This window comes from Ectopseudomonas khazarica, assembly GCF_017915135.1.
Lineage (GTDB): Bacteria > Pseudomonadota > Gammaproteobacteria > Pseudomonadales > Pseudomonadaceae > Aquipseudomonas > Aquipseudomonas khazarica.
This window is the reverse complement of sequence record NZ_CP068551.1, coordinates 4,930,909-4,944,022: the sequence shown is the minus strand read 5'-3', so window position 1 is coordinate 4,944,022 and position 13,114 is coordinate 4,930,909. Positions and strand designations below refer to the sequence as shown.

General features: G+C 65.7%; 14 protein-coding genes. 9 read left to right on the top strand and 5 right to left on the bottom strand.

What is annotated here, in order from left to right; all coding sequences use genetic code 11:
• The first annotated feature begins 21 nt into the window (after positions 1-21).
• Positions 22-963, top strand: coding sequence for a phospholipase BipL (gene bipL, locus JLK41_RS23260; RefSeq protein WP_210389942.1), 942 nt, complete (start codon positions 22-24; stop codon positions 961-963).
• Here bipL and JLK41_RS23255 read toward each other — a convergent pair.
• Positions 960-1,727, bottom strand: a complete 768-nt coding sequence (locus JLK41_RS23255) for a hypothetical protein (protein WP_134676378.1) — start codon at positions 1,725-1,727, stop codon at positions 960-962. The genes bipL and JLK41_RS23255 overlap by 4 nt on opposite strands.
• A gap of 124 nt (positions 1,728-1,851) precedes the next feature.
• Here JLK41_RS23255 and JLK41_RS23250 point away from each other — a divergent pair, with 124 nt between their 5' ends.
• Positions 1,852-2,475, top strand: coding sequence for a 2OG-Fe(II) oxygenase (locus tag JLK41_RS23250; RefSeq protein WP_037055264.1), 624 nt, complete (start codon positions 1,852-1,854; stop codon positions 2,473-2,475).
• Positions 2,476-2,530: 55 nt separating this feature from the next.
• Here JLK41_RS23250 and JLK41_RS23245 read toward each other — a convergent pair whose 3' ends face one another.
• Positions 2,531-3,067, bottom strand: coding sequence for a DUF6160 family protein (locus JLK41_RS23245; protein WP_037055262.1), 537 nt, complete (start codon positions 3,065-3,067; stop codon positions 2,531-2,533).
• A gap of 199 nt (positions 3,068-3,266) precedes the next feature.
• Between JLK41_RS23245 and JLK41_RS23240 the strand changes: the two genes are divergently transcribed.
• On the top strand, positions 3,267-3,761 hold the full coding sequence (locus JLK41_RS23240) for a 2-thiouracil desulfurase family protein (RefSeq protein ID WP_134676380.1): 495 nt from the start codon (positions 3,267-3,269) through the stop codon (positions 3,759-3,761).
• Positions 3,762-3,833: 72 nt separating this feature from the next.
• Here the strand turns inward: JLK41_RS23240 and serA are convergent, their stop codons facing one another.
• Positions 3,834-5,063 (bottom strand): phosphoglycerate dehydrogenase, encoded by a 1,230-nt coding sequence (gene serA, locus JLK41_RS23235; RefSeq protein WP_037055255.1) that lies wholly within the window; start codon positions 5,061-5,063, stop codon positions 3,834-3,836.
• 182 nt (positions 5,064-5,245) lie between these two features.
• Between serA and JLK41_RS23230 the strand changes: the two genes are divergently transcribed.
• The 5 genes from JLK41_RS23230 to JLK41_RS23210 all read left to right on the top strand — a co-directional run bounded on the left by JLK41_RS23230 (position 5,246) and on the right by JLK41_RS23210 (position 9,913).
• Complete coding sequence (locus tag JLK41_RS23230) at positions 5,246-6,637, top strand: FAD-binding oxidoreductase (RefSeq protein WP_210389941.1); 1,392 nt, start codon at positions 5,246-5,248, stop codon at positions 6,635-6,637.
• Positions 6,638-6,760: 123 nt separating this feature from the next.
• Complete coding sequence (locus tag JLK41_RS23225) at positions 6,761-7,426, top strand: fumarylacetoacetate hydrolase family protein (RefSeq protein ID WP_210389940.1); 666 nt, start codon at positions 6,761-6,763, stop codon at positions 7,424-7,426.
• Positions 7,427-7,560: 134 nt separating this feature from the next.
• A complete protein-coding gene (locus JLK41_RS23220) occupies positions 7,561-8,478 on the top strand; it encodes an SdiA-regulated domain-containing protein (RefSeq protein ID WP_047584787.1) in 918 nt (305 codons plus the stop codon).
• 101 nt (positions 8,479-8,579) lie between these two features.
• Positions 8,580-8,927 (top strand): NirD/YgiW/YdeI family stress tolerance protein, encoded by a 348-nt coding sequence (locus JLK41_RS23215; protein WP_047584788.1) that lies wholly within the window; start codon positions 8,580-8,582, stop codon positions 8,925-8,927.
• 71 nt (positions 8,928-8,998) lie between these two features.
• Positions 8,999-9,913 (top strand): SdiA-regulated domain-containing protein, encoded by a 915-nt coding sequence (locus JLK41_RS23210; RefSeq protein ID WP_210389939.1) that lies wholly within the window; start codon positions 8,999-9,001, stop codon positions 9,911-9,913.
• Here the strand turns inward: JLK41_RS23210 and JLK41_RS23205 are convergent.
• Positions 9,910-10,245 (bottom strand): YegP family protein, encoded by a 336-nt coding sequence (locus JLK41_RS23205; protein ID WP_037055242.1) that lies wholly within the window; start codon positions 10,243-10,245, stop codon positions 9,910-9,912. The two genes, JLK41_RS23210 and JLK41_RS23205, sit on opposite strands and share 4 nt — an antisense overlap.
• A 106-nt stretch (positions 10,246-10,351) precedes the next feature.
• Positions 10,352-10,804, bottom strand: coding sequence for a Cd(II)/Pb(II)-responsive transcriptional regulator (gene cadR / locus JLK41_RS23200; protein WP_037055241.1), 453 nt, complete (start codon positions 10,802-10,804; stop codon positions 10,352-10,354).
• An 80-nt stretch (positions 10,805-10,884) separates the two neighbouring features.
• On the opposite strand from cadR, the gene JLK41_RS23195 reads away from it, so the two are divergent.
• Positions 10,885-13,113 (top strand): heavy metal translocating P-type ATPase, encoded by a 2,229-nt coding sequence (locus JLK41_RS23195; protein WP_210389938.1) that lies wholly within the window; start codon positions 10,885-10,887, stop codon positions 13,111-13,113.
• The last annotated feature ends 1 nt before the right edge of the window (position 13,114 follow it).

Sequence of the window (13,114 nt, the reverse complement as noted above, 5' to 3'; positions counted from 1 at the left end):
CTGCAACTTACGGAAAGCCTCATGTCTGAGCCGTTTCAACCCGAACAACTGCGCCCCCTGCTGCGACCCTTGGCCGCAGCGCGCCTGGACCTGCCGGCGCTGCAGGCCTACCGCAGCTTCTATGGCCTGGATCTGGGCGGTCGCTACGCCGGGCTGGACAGTCGGCTCGGCAGCTTCAATGCCGCCGGCTATCAGATTGCCGTGCAACTCTGGGCGCCGGCCGAGCCGCGTGCGACCGTACTGCTGTTGCATGGCTACTACGACCACATGGGGCTCTATCGCCATGTGATCGATTGGGCGCTGGCCATGAATTTCGCCGTGCTGGCCTGCGACCTGCCCGGTCATGGCCTGTCCAGCGGGGCGCGGGCCAGCATCGGCGACTTCGCCGAGTACCAGCAGGTGCTCGCCGGTCTGTTCGAGCAGGCCGCCGAACTGGACCTGCCGCAGCCCTGGCACCTGTGTGGGCAGAGCACGGGTGGGGCGATTGCGCTGGACTACCTGTTGGCCGACGGCAAGCGGCCGGAGCTGGGCCAGAGCATTCTGCTCGCACCGCTGGTGCGGCCGCGTGCCTGGGGCTGGTCGAAGCTCAGCTACCGTCTGCTCAGCCCGTTCGTGCGCGAGATTCCGCGGCGCTTCAGCGACAACTCCAGCGACGCGACCTTCATCGACTTCGTGCACAACCTCGACCCCTTGCAGCCGCGCAGCCTGCCGACCTCCTGGGTCGGCGCGCTCACCCAGTGGGTGCCGCGCATCGAGGCGGCCGGGCGCAGCCAGTACAGCCCGCTGATCGTGCAGGGCGAGCAGGACATGACGGTGGACTGGCACTACAACCTCGGGATTCTGCAGGACAAGTTCCAGCAGCCGAGCATCCTGCGCCTGCCCGAAGCGCGTCATCACCTGGCCAACGAGAGCGAGGCGTTGCGGAAACGCTACTTCGACTTTCTCCGCGAGCGCCTGGCCTAGATGCCCTGCGGCGCCGGCTCCAGGTCGGCGCTGCTCATGCCCACGGCAAGGCCGGCGCGCAGGGCCTTGAGGGCGGCCTGGTAGTAGGCCTTGCCCGCTGCCGACTGGGCGAACTCGACGAACTGCTCCAGTTCGGGATCGCTCAGGTCGCGATAGACGTGCAGCAGGGTGTTGTCCAGGTCCTGCTCGATCTGCCCCATCAGCCGTTCCCGCTGGCCGTTGAGCAGGCCTTGCGCCTGAGCGCCGCCGAGCAGGCCGGGGATCATCTGGCTGAGACTGTCGGCCGCCACGCCGGCGAGCGCCAGGCTGACCTCGGCTCCGGCTTCCTTGGCCGGCAGTGCCTGGGCCAGGTGGCGGATCAGCAGGCGGCGGGTGGCGTCGGCCTCGGTGCGCGGCAGGCCGTTGGCGTACTTGGCCAGCTGATCGCTGCGCGTGGCCAGTTGTTCGGCGGCGACGATCTTGCGCCCCAGTTCGCCCTGGAAGAAGGTCAGCGCCGGTTGCGGGTCGGCCAGCTCCATGCGCAGGGCATGCTGGGCGCGCTGATCGATGGCAGTGGCGGCGAAGCGGCGGTTGCTGTTGTCCACCAGCGCCTGATAGACCGCTGGCGGCAGGGTGCTGCGGTAGCGTTGCTGGGCGGCATCGAGGGCCTGGTTGAAGTGTTCACGCTGTTGCGGCCAGCCGGCGGCCTGGTACAGGCGCAGATGTTCATCGGCCAGGGCCGGCAGAGCCAGGCCGATCAGCAACAGGGCAAACAAAACGCGCATCGAGAAACTCCTTGGCAAACTATCCTGGCCGGCTGCATGGCCCTGCGGCCGGCTATTTTCGGTGGCTGGCGGGGGCTTGTCGAGCTATGTCTGGCGGGCCATCCGGCGCTGTACAATCGCCGCCATGAACGACATCGACCTGCAACACCGCTTTGCCAACCTCATCGACGACCTCGCCAGCCAGGGCTGGTCGTTGCGGGAGCTTTTCGCCCCTGAGGTTCTGACCCGCGAACTGGCCGCAGAGTGCCGTAAGCGTGAGCGCCGTGGTGAGCTGAGTGCTGCCAGCGTCGGTCGTGGTGACGCCCAGCAGGTGCAGGAAGGCATCCGCGGGGATCGTATCCAGTGGCTGGAGCCGGGGCAGAGCGCCGCGTGCGACCAGTATCTGCAACTGATGGACGAGCTGCGCCTGACCCTCAACCGGGAGTTGTTCCTCGGGCTCGAGGACTTCGAGTGCCACTTCGCCTGTTATGAACCGGGGGCTTTCTACCTGCGCCATCTCGACCGCTTCCGTGACGACGATCGGCGCACGGTGTCGGCGGCGTTCTACCTCAATGACGACTGGCAGGTCGAGCAGGGTGGCGCGCTGCGCCTGTACCTGCATGACGGCCGTGAGCATGACGTCATGCCGCAGGCCGGCACCCTGGCGCTGTTTCTGTCCGGTGACATGCCCCATGAGGTGCTGCCGGCCAGCCGTGAACGCCTGTCGCTGACCGGCTGGTTCAGGCGCCGCAGCACCGACGTGCTCTGAGTCGACGGGCCGCCAGGCGGGTCCCCTGGCGGGGCGCAGCGGCTTGCCGGGGCGTTCAGTGTCCCCAGACCTTGATGGTGCCGTTGATGTCGCGCAGGTCGCGCACGGCGACGTTGCCGATGCTGTTGTCGCCGATGTACAGGTCGCTGGCCACGCGGGCGCGGATCACCAGTTTGCCCAGCGGGCCGAGTTGCTGGTTGATCGCGGTCAGGTTGGGCAGCTTCAGCTGCAGCTGGCTCTGGCCGCCGCTGCCCTTGACCACATCCACTTCCAGGGTCGGCACCTCGATGCCCAGGGCCGGAATGCTGGCGCCAAGCTGGGCCGGGCCGAGGATGTAGCCGTCGCAATCGACAGGGGTGAGGCAGCCGTTGTCGATCTTCACGTTGCGCAGCGACAGGCTGCCGCCGTCGTCCTGCCAGCGTACTTCGTCGATGCGCGCCATCAGGTCGAGGCGGATGGTGATGCCGGCCTGGCCGCTGATCTGGCTCAGGCTCTCGTCCTCCAGTGCGCGCAGGTCGGCCTGGGCGAAAGGGGCAAACAATGCCGCGTGACACAGCAGCGGCAGGACAAGCGTACGAAGTGCGATGGACATGAACGGGAACCTCCCTGGTTGGCCGCGCAAGTCTGGTGTGGCGCCGCCTGCCGCGCCATGGGTGAGCGCCGTTTCCCGCCGAAGGATAGGCCCTTACGTCCTGTGGGCAGCGGCGTGCAGGCAGTTTGCCAGACGCCTCGGTCTGGGCTGACAAGGGTGTTACTGCTGGTTACTCTGGTGGCAGCAAAGGAGAGAGTCGATGCAGAAGATCCTGGTCAGTCGCTGCCTGCTCGGGCATCGCGTGCGCTATGACGGAGGTGCCCATGGCCCTTTCGATCAGTTGCAGCGATGGCTGGACGAGGGGCGGGTCGTGGCGTTGTGTCCGGAGGTGGCGGGTGGCCTGCCGACCCCGCGCGCACCGGCGGAAATCCGTGGCGGTCGAGGCGGTGCGGTGCTGGACGGTGAGCTGGCGGTGCTGACCGTCGAGGGCGAGGATGTCACCGCCGCGTTCGTCGACGGGGCCGAGCAGGCGCTGGCGCTGGTGCGTGAGCATGGCATCCGCCTGGCCCTGCTCAAGGCGCGGAGCCCGTCGTGCGGCAACCTGGAGAACTATGACGGCAGCTTCAGCGGCGTGCGGGTGGCGGGGGAAGGCGTCACGGCGGCCTTGCTGAAGCGCGCCGGGGTGAAGGTATTCAATGAAACGCAGCTGGACGAGGCGAGGGCCGAGCTGGTGCGGCTGGAGGCGTCCCGCTAGCCCGGGCCGGCGTGGCGTGCGCGCAATGAAAAAGGGAGGCCGAGGCCTCCCTTCTTGCTGGCTGCGGCGTGCTTAGAACAGTACGCGGCTGCGGATGGTGCCGTTGACGTGCTGCAGTTTTTCCAGCGCCAGGTCGGAGTACTCGGCGTCGACGTCGATCACCACGTAGCCGACCTTCTCGTTGGTCTGCAGGAACTGGCCGGAGATGTTGATGCCGTTGTCGGCGAACACCTTGTTGATTTCGCTCATCACGCCAGGGACGTTCTCGTGGATGTGCAGCAGGCGGTGCTTGCCCGGGTGTGCCGGCAGGGCCACTTCAGGGAAGTTGACCGAGGACACCGAGGTGCCGTTGTCGCTGTACTTGACCAGCTTCTCGGCGACTTCCAGGCCGATGTTGGCCTGCGCCTCGGCGGTGGAACCACCGATGTGCGGGGTCAGGATCACGCGGTCCAGGCCACGCAGCGGGCTGGCGAACTCCTCGTCGTTGGACTTGGGCTCGACCGGGAACACGTCGATGGCGGCGCCGATCAGGTGCTCGTCCTTGATGGCATTGGCCAGATGGTCCAGCTCGACCACGGTGCCGCGTGCCGCGTTGATCAGGATGCCGCCCTTCTTCATGGCGCGGATTTCCTTCTCGCCGATCATCCACTGGGTGGAAGGCAGTTCCGGCACGTGCAGCGAGACGATGTCGCACAGGCCCAGCAGCTCGTACAGATCGCCGATCTGCGTGGCGTTGCCCAGCGGCAGCTTGGTCACGGTGTCGTAGAAGAACACCTGCATGCCCAGTGCCTCGGCGAGGACCGAGAGCTGGGTGCCGATGGAGCCGTAGCCGACGATCCCCAGCTTCTTGCCACGGATTTCGAAGGAGTTGGCCGCCGACTTGATCCAGCCACCGCGATGGCAGGAGGCATTCTTCTCGGGGATGCCGCGCAGCAGCAGGATGGCCTCGGCCAGCACCAGTTCGGCGACCGAGCGGGTGTTGGAATAGGGGGCGTTGAACACGGCGATACCGCGCTCGCGGGCCGCGTCCAGGTCGACCTGGTTGGTGCCGATGCAGAAGCAGCCGACGGCGACCAGTTTCTTCGCACAGTCGAAGACCTCGGCGGTCAGCTGGGTGCGTGAACGGATCCCGATGAAGTGGGCGTCGGCGATCTTCTCTTTCAGCTCCTCACCCGACAGGGCCGTCTTGAGGTACTCGATGTTGGTGTAGCCGGCGGCCTTCAACGTGTCCACGGCGTTCTGGTGAACGCCTTCGAGAAGAAGGAACTTGATCTTGCTCTTGTCGAGAGAGGTCTTGCTCATCGGAGTACCTGTTGTCCCACGGGATGTTTTCAGGGAAGGGCTGAGAGGCTCAGCCAACGCCCGCGGATCGCTGCGTCGCTCGATTCACGGGGGACGTATGCTAGCATGTTCGCCATTTTCAATGCTCGGTTGCGACCTGAATGGTTCTCAGGGCGACCATGAATCCTTTGCGAGTTCACGTGATGACTACCGCGGCCCAGATCGAAGAACTGAAGACGCTGGTCGAGTCCGGCAAGGTGCTGACCGATGCCGACGCGCTGCAGACCTACGGCAAGGACTGGACCAAGCAGTACACCCCAGCCCCTTCGGCCATCGTGTTTCCCAAGACCACCGAGCAGGTCCAGGCCATCGTGCGCTGGGCCAATCAGCACAGGATTGCCCTGGTCCCGTCCGGTGGCCGTACCGGCCTGTCCGCCGCCGCCGTGGCCGCCCATGGCGAAGTGGTGGTGTCCTTCGACTACATGAACCGCATCGTCGAATTCAACGAGTACGACCGCACCGTGGTCTGCCAGCCGGGCGTGGTGACCAAGCAATTGCAGCTGTTCGCCGAGGAACAGGGCCTGTACTACCCGGTGGACTTCGCCTCCTCGGGTTCCAGCCAGATTGGCGGCAACATCGGCACCAATGCCGGCGGTATCAAGGTGATTCGCTACGGCATGACGCGCAACTGGGTCGCCGGCCTGAAGGTCGTCACCGGTAGCGGCGAGCTGCTCGAACTCAACCGTGACCTGATCAAGAACGCCACCGGTTACGACTTGCGCCAGCTGTTCATCGGCGCCGAGGGCACCCTGGGCTTCGTCGTCGAAGCCACCATGCGCCTGGAGCGCGCGCCGAAGAACCTCACCGCGATGGTCCTCGGCACATCCGACTTCGACTCGATCATGCCGGTGCTGCATGCCTTCCAGGGCAAGCTCGACCTGACCGCGTTCGAGTTCTTCTCCGACAAGTGTCTGGACAAGATCCTCGCCCGTGGCGACGTGCCGGCGCCGTTCGAGAGTCGCACGCCGTTCTATGCCCTGCTGGAGTTCGAGGCGCTCAACGAGGACGTGGCCAACGGGGCCCTGGCCACCTTCGAGCATTGCGTCGAGCAGGGCTGGGTCCTCGACGGCGTGATGAGCCAGAGCCAGCAGCAGCTGGAAAACCTGTGGAAGCTGCGCGAGTACATCTCCGAGACCATCAGCCACTTCACGCCGTACAAGAACGACATCTCCGTCACGGTCGGCCAGGTGCCGTCGTTCCTCAGGGACATCGACGACATCGTCTCGGCCAACTACCCGGACTTCGACGTGCTCTGGTACGGCCATATCGGCGACGGCAACCTGCACCTGAACATCCTCAAGCCCGAGGCGCTGGGCAAGGAAGACTTCTTCGCCAGGTGCGCGGTGGTCAACAAGTGGGTGTTCGAGATCGTCGAGAAGTACAACGGCTCGATCAGCGCCGAGCACGGCGTCGGCATGACCAAGCGCGATTACCTGCAGTACAGCCGTTCCGAGGCGGAAATCGCCTGCATGAAGGCGATCAAGGCGGTGTTCGATCCCAACGGGATCATGAACCCCGGCAAGATCTTCGCCTGACCCGAACGCCCATCCACACGATGGGCGTTTTCGTATGCCGTGCAGGCCGCCCCGAGCTTGGTTAATGTACGACCTCTGGCCACAAGCCAGGCATCCACGAACAACAACACACAGGAGTCGGTGATGAGCTATCAGCACCAGTACGTCGACGGAACCACCGTCCACTTTCCCCTTGGCAAGGTCGTCTGCATCGGCCGCAACTACGCGGAGCACGCCAGGGAGCTGAACAACCCGGTACCCAGCGAACCGCTGCTGTTCATCAAGCCGGGCTCCTGCGTGGTTCCTCTCGACGATGGCTTCAGCATCCCCGAGGAACGTGGTTCGGTGCACTATGAGGCGGAGATCGCCGTGCTGATCGGCAAGCCTCTGTCGAAGAAGCCGGATGCCGAGGAAGTGCGCGATGCGATCAGCGGTTTCGCCCCGGCACTGGACCTGACCCTGCGTGACGTCCAGGCCAAGCTCAAGGAGAAAGGTTACCCCTGGGAAATCGCCAAGAGCTTCGACGGTGCCTGCGTGCTGGCGCCGTTCGTGCCGGGCGACGCCCTTGAGGACCTGGCCGACATCGGCATTCGCCTGGAGATCAACGGCGAGACCCGTCAGGACGGCAACAGCCGTGACATGCTCAACCCCATTCTGTCGATGATCCAGCACATGGCCGGGCACTTCTCCCTGCAGCCGGGCGATGTGATCCTGACCGGTACGCCGGTTGGTGTCGGCGCGCTGAACAAGGGGGACGAGCTGGTGCTGGAGCTGGTCGGTCACAGTCGTTTCACCAGCCGCGTGCTATAAGGCTTCGGCACGCACTGTCGAGCCGGGTCCCGCTGCGGCCCGCTCGCCAGTGCGAGAGCAGGTTGCGCCCTGGCTGGTGCAACTTCTGGCGACAGTGGACGTCGTATCGTTCCCATGCAGTCGAGTAGTCGCCGATGTCCTCATCCTTCCCGCGTATTCGCCGCCAGGGCCTTTGCCTGGCGGCCCTGGCGTTCGTGGCGCTAGGCGCTCTGGTACTCACCCAGCATTGGGATGATCGTGCCCGGCTCTGGCTGCAGGAGCGCTCCACGCCCCTGGTCGATCGCCTGGCCAGCGTGTGGCTGCCGGGCTACCGCGCGGTGATCCAGGCCAAGGCCCTGAGCGGCCTGGACAAGGATGAGACCTCCGGGCTGACCTACAACCCGGTGACCAGGACCCTGTTCACCGTCACGGGCAAGCATCCCCTGCTGGTGGAGCTGTCGCTCCAGGGCGAGATTCTGCGGCGCATCGAGCTGAAAGGCTTCGCCAACCCGGAAGGCGTCGAGGTGATGGACAACGGCCTGATGGGCATCGTCGACGAACGTCGCCGCCAGCTCACCACCTTCACCCTGAAGGACGATGATCTGGCGCTCGATGCCGCCGGTCTTGCCGGCTTCGATCTGGGCTTCGCCGATGCCGGCAACAAGGGCTTCGAAGGGCTGGGCTGGGATTCGCGCAGCCACAGCGTGATCCTGGGCAAGGAGCGTGGGCCGCTGGGCCTGTTCAGCCTGCCGTTCCCGGGCGAGGACGGCAGCGTCGGGGCGCTGCAGCCCCTGGCGGCGCAACATCTCGGGCTGCGCGACATCTCCTCGCTGAGCGTCGACGGGCGGACCGGTCATCTGCTGGTGCTGTCCGACGAGTCGCGCATGCTGCTGGAAGTGGATCGTGCCGGCAGGCCGGTCAGCTTTCTCAGCCTCAATGGCGGCCTCAACGGGCTGGAGGACGGGATCGAGCAGGCCGAGGGCGTGGCCATGGACGAGGAAGGCAACATCTATATCGTCGCCGAACCCAACCTGTTCTACGTATTCAGCAAGCCCACCGCGAAGGCGGGCTGAGCGGGGTGGCGGATTAAGCTTGGCTTAAGCGCCGATTCAGTCTGGCTTCAGCTAGCGGCACTAGTCTGACCCCGTCACTTACGAACAACGAGGTTCACGCCATGAAACGTACCGCTCTCGCCCTGATGGTCCTGCCGCTGCTCAGCACTGCCGCTTTCGCCACTGGCTACACCGGCCCCGGCGCCACGCCGCAGGTCACTACCGTATCCGCCGCGCTGCAGGCTGCCGACGATACCCAGGTGGTGCTGGAAGGCCAGATCGTCAAGCGCCTGCAGGACGAGCTCTATGAATTCAAGGACGCCACCGGCACCATTCAGGTCGAGATCGACGACGAAGACTGGCCGGCCCAGAAGGTCTCGGAAACCGCCAAGGTGCGCCTGACCGGTGAAGTCGACAAGGACTTCAACAGCCGTGAGATCGACGTCGACCGGGTCGAGCTGATCAACTGATCGTGACGTTCTGCATGCCCGCCGCAGCAATGCTGTGGCGGGCTTTTCCGTGGTCGTAAGAGAAAACCGCCATGCGCCGCCTGCTTTCCATCAACCCCTGGCTCTACCTGCTGCTGTTCATCCTGCTGGGCGGTGCCGTGCTGGCCCAGCAGTACCGGCTGTTCGAGCGCGCCTGGTTCTCGGTGCAGGAATGGCAGCATGGCGCGCAGTGGCGCGAGCAGTCGCTGTGGCTCGGCGACTACCGGGTGGTGATCGAGGCCAGGCCCATCGCCGATATCCGCGACGTCTCGGCACTGACCTACGATCCGGACCGGAGCAGCCTGTTCAGCGTCACCAACAAGCCGGCCAGGGTGATCGAGCTGAACCTGCAGGGCGAGCTCCTGCGCACGATCGACCTAGAGGGGTTCGGCGATCCCGAGGCCATCGAGTACGTGGGGCCAGGCACCTACGTGATCGCCGACGAGCGCGAGCAGCGTCTGGTCAAGGTGCGGATCGACGATGACACCGCTGTGCTCGACGCCGCCGACTTCCAGCAGCTGTCACTGGGCATCGGGCGCAACGGCAACAAGGGCTTCGAGGGGCTGGCCTACGACGCGCAGGGCCAGCGTTTGCTGGTGGCCAAGGAGCGTGATCCGGTGCGGATCTTCGAAGTACTGGGTTTCCCGCACATCGACGAGAGCAAGCCGCTGGCGTTGCAGGTCAACACCGACCCGAAACGCGATGCGCGCCTGTTCGTCCGTGACCTGTCGAGCCTGGATTTCGATTCGGCCACCGGCCACCTGCTGGCCCTGTCCGACGAATCGCGGCTGGTGATCGAACTGAATGCGGCAGGTGAGCCGGTCAGCACCCTGTCGTTGCTGCGCGGCCAGCATGGCCTGCAGCACGGCGTGCCGCAGGCCGAGGGCATCGCTTCGGACCAGGCGGGCAATCTCTACCTGATCAGCGAGCCCAATCTCTTCTACCTGTTCAGGAAGCCGGCAGACTAGGCGCTCTGGTCGTCCGTCTCGGCGCCGGGTGCGTTGTTCTGCACGGACTCGATGCCGCCTTTGCAGGCCGAGGCGCTGCTGTACATCTGGCTTTGCCCGACGACCTGGCCGTTGGTGGCCTTGAGCACGAAATAGTGTTTGTCGTTACTCGAGATCTTGGTCTCGAACGCCCCTTCGCGCTGGGCATTCTTCTTGACCGAGTCGATGCCGTTGAGTGCCGAGTCCTTGGCCTTGTACATCTCGCTGCTGAGAATGACCTGGCCATTGCCGGCCAGCAGATTGAAATAGAACTGGCCGTCTTTGGCCTTCTTCAGTTCGAACTTTCCAGACATGCGTATCTTCCTCTGGGAACCGGTGACATACCGTGGGTGTTGCACTGTGCAGAGCAAGCCTAGCCCAGTTCCCGCGATATGCGCGGATCGCTCGCGGTCGACAGGCTCAGTGCGAGTGGCTCTTGCCCACGTGGGTGTGGCCGTCATCCGGCAGCGGCTGCACGCCGCCGCTGGCGTTGAGCTGGCGCAGGATGCCGCAGTCCTCGGCCTCCTGCGGGCCGTTGCAGCGGTCACGCAGCTCGCTCAACTGGTCGCGCAGCGCGAGCAGGCTGTTGATGCGCGCTTCGACGTGCTCGATGTGTTCGTCCACCAGGCTGTTGATGCCGGCGCAGCTCTCGTGGGGCAGGTCGCGCAGGGACAGCAGGCGCTGGATCTCGTCCAGCGTCATGTCCAGCGTACGGCAGTTGCGGATGAACACCAGGCGCTCGAGGTGTTCGCTGCCGTACAGGCGATAGTTGCCTTCGCTCCGCGCGGGTGCCGGCAACAGGCCCTCGCGCTCGTAGTAGCGGACCGTCTCGACCTGGCAGCCGGCCTTCTTCGCCAATTCGCCAATCTTCATGCGCAAGCCTCCTTTGGGGGTTGACCCTATAGTGACTACAGGGTGTGTACTCGGCAACACTCACTTGAAGGAGAGTTGCCATGAGTCGTTGTTGCGACCATTCGCCCGAACCGTCACCCGTTCGTCACGAGCACGAGCACGACCACGATCATGCCGGGCATGAGCACGGCGCCGCGCAGTCGTCGTTCACCGACGAGCCGCTGACCGGGGCGGTCAATACGCGCATCCGCATCGAGCAGATGGATTGCCCCACGGAAGAACGCCTGATCCGCGATGCGCTGGGGCGTCTGCCCGGTGTGGCGGGGCTGCAGTTCAACCTGCTGCAGCGGGTGCTGACCGTCAGTCATGACGACGGTGCGCTGGCCCAGGTGTTGCCGGCCATTCGCGGCCTGGGCTTCACCCCGCAGCTGGAAGAGGACGATGCCGCGCAGGCAGCGGCCGCCGAGCCCGTGAAGAAGTCCGCCTGGCCGCTGCTGCTGGCTGCTGTCGCGGCGACCGCCTCGGAGGGCGTGCACTTCGCGACGCTGGGGCCTGACTGGCTGGTGGCGCTGCTGGCCATCACCGCCATCGGCCTGTGTGGCCTGACCACCTACAAGAAGGGCTGGATCGCCCTGAAGAACCGCAACCTCAACATCAATGCGCTGATGAGCATCGCCGTGACCGGTGCGGTGCTCATCGGCCAATGGCCCGAGGCGGCAATGGTGATGGTGCTGTTCACCCTGGCCGAGCTGATCGAGGCGCGCTCGCTGGACCGGGCGCGCAACGCCATTCGCGGGTTGATGGACCTGGCCCCGCCACGCGCCACGGTCAGGCAGGCCGACGGTAGCTGGCAGGAGGTGGACGTGCAGGGCATCGCCGTGGATGCGCTGGTGCGCGTGCGCCCCGGCGAGCGCATCAGCCTCGACGGTGAGGTGGTCGGCGGCAGCTCGACGGTCAACCAGGCGCCGATCACCGGAGAAAGCCTGCCGGTGGAGAAGCGCGTGGGCGATCCGCTGTTCGCTGGCACCATCAACGAAGCCGGTTCGCTGGAGTTCCGCGTAACGGCGGCGGCGCGCGATACCACGCTGGCGCGCATCATCCATGCGGTGGAGGAGGCGCAGGGCTCGCGTGCACCGACCCAGCGCTTCGTCGACCAGTTCTCGCGCATCTACACCCCGGCGGTCTTCGTCTTCGCCCTGGCGGTCGCGGTGCTGCCGCCGCTGGTCATCGGCGGCGCCTGGCTCGACTGGATCTACCGCGCCCTGGTGTTGCTGGTGGTGGCCTGCCCCTGTGCGCTGGTGATCTCCACCCCGGTGACCATCGTCAGCGGTCTGGCCGCCGCCGCGCGCAAGGGCATCCTGGTCAAGGGCGGCGTGTACCTGGAGAACGGCCGTCATCTGGCCATGCTGGCGCTGGACAAGACCGGCACCCTGACCCACGGCAAGCCGGTGCAGACCGACAGCCTTCATCTCCTGGAGGCGGAGCAGCCGCTGCACGCCGTGTGGGCGGCGAGCCTGGCTGCACGTTCCGATCACCCGGTGTCGCGGGCGCTGGCCCTGCATGCCGAGGAGCAGGGGCGGGTGCTGCGCGAGGTCGAGGCGTTCGCGGCACTGCCGGGGCGGGGCACCCAGGGGGTGGTCGACGGTACCCTGCTGTACCTGGGCAATCACCGTCTGGTCGAAGACCTCGGGCTCTGCTCGGCGCAGCTGGAAGAGCGCCTGGAAACCCTGGAACGGCAGGGCAAGAGCGTGGTGGTGCTGTGCGACGAGCAGCGCGCGCTGATGCTCTTCGCCGTGGCCGATACCGTGCGCCAGAGCAGCCGCGAGGCGGTCGGTGAGCTGCACGAACTGGGCGTGCGTACCTGCATGCTCACCGGCGACAACGCCCATACGGCCGCCGCCATCGCCGAGCAGGTGGGTGTCGATGAGGCGCGTGGCGACCTGCTGCCGGCGGACAAGCTGGCCTGGGTCGAGGCGCGGCAGGCGCAGGGCAAGGTGGTCGGCATGGTCGGCGACGGCATCAACGACGCACCGGCGCTGGCCAGGGCGGAGATTGGCTTCGCCATGGGTGCCGCTGGAACCGATACCGCCATCGAGACGGCGGATGTCGCCCTGATGGACGACGATCTGCGCAAGATTCCCGCATTCGTCCGCCTGTCGCGGCAGACTCACGCGATCCTGCTGCAGAACATCGTGCTGGCGCTGGGTATCAAGGCGATCTTCCTGGGCATGACCCTGGCGGGCGAGGCGACCATGTGGATGGCGGTGTTCGCCGACATGGGGGTGAGCCTGATGGTGGTGTTCAACGGCCTGCGCCTGCTGCGCAAATGAG

Coding starts and splice junctions, on each gene's coding strand:
- JLK41_RS23255 (WP_134676378.1), bottom strand. CDS start 1,727: ATGCGCGTTTTGTTTGCCCTGTTGCTGATCGGCCTGGCTCTGCCGGCC.
- JLK41_RS23220 (WP_047584787.1), top strand. CDS start 7,561: ATGTCCTCATCCTTCCCGCGTATTCGCCGCCAGGGCCTTTGCCTGGCG.
- JLK41_RS23215 (WP_047584788.1), top strand. CDS start 8,580: ATGAAACGTACCGCTCTCGCCCTGATGGTCCTGCCGCTGCTCAGCACT.
- cadR (WP_037055241.1), bottom strand. CDS start 10,804: ATGAAGATTGGCGAATTGGCGAAGAAGGCCGGCTGCCAGGTCGAGACG.
- JLK41_RS23205 (WP_037055242.1), bottom strand. CDS start 10,245: ATGTCTGGAAAGTTCGAACTGAAGAAGGCCAAAGACGGCCAGTTCTAT.
- JLK41_RS23210 (WP_210389939.1), top strand. CDS start 8,999: ATGCGCCGCCTGCTTTCCATCAACCCCTGGCTCTACCTGCTGCTGTTC.
- serA (WP_037055255.1), bottom strand. CDS start 5,063: ATGAGCAAGACCTCTCTCGACAAGAGCAAGATCAAGTTCCTTCTTCTC.
- JLK41_RS23250 (WP_037055264.1), top strand. CDS start 1,852: ATGAACGACATCGACCTGCAACACCGCTTTGCCAACCTCATCGACGAC.
- JLK41_RS23225 (WP_210389940.1), top strand. CDS start 6,761: ATGAGCTATCAGCACCAGTACGTCGACGGAACCACCGTCCACTTTCCC.
- JLK41_RS23230 (WP_210389941.1), top strand. CDS start 5,246: ATGACTACCGCGGCCCAGATCGAAGAACTGAAGACGCTGGTCGAGTCC.
- JLK41_RS23240 (WP_134676380.1), top strand. CDS start 3,267: ATGCAGAAGATCCTGGTCAGTCGCTGCCTGCTCGGGCATCGCGTGCGC.
- JLK41_RS23195 (WP_210389938.1), top strand. CDS start 10,885: ATGAGTCGTTGTTGCGACCATTCGCCCGAACCGTCACCCGTTCGTCAC.
- bipL (WP_210389942.1), top strand. CDS start 22: ATGTCTGAGCCGTTTCAACCCGAACAACTGCGCCCCCTGCTGCGACCC.
- JLK41_RS23245 (WP_037055262.1), bottom strand. CDS start 3,067: ATGTCCATCGCACTTCGTACGCTTGTCCTGCCGCTGCTGTGTCACGCG.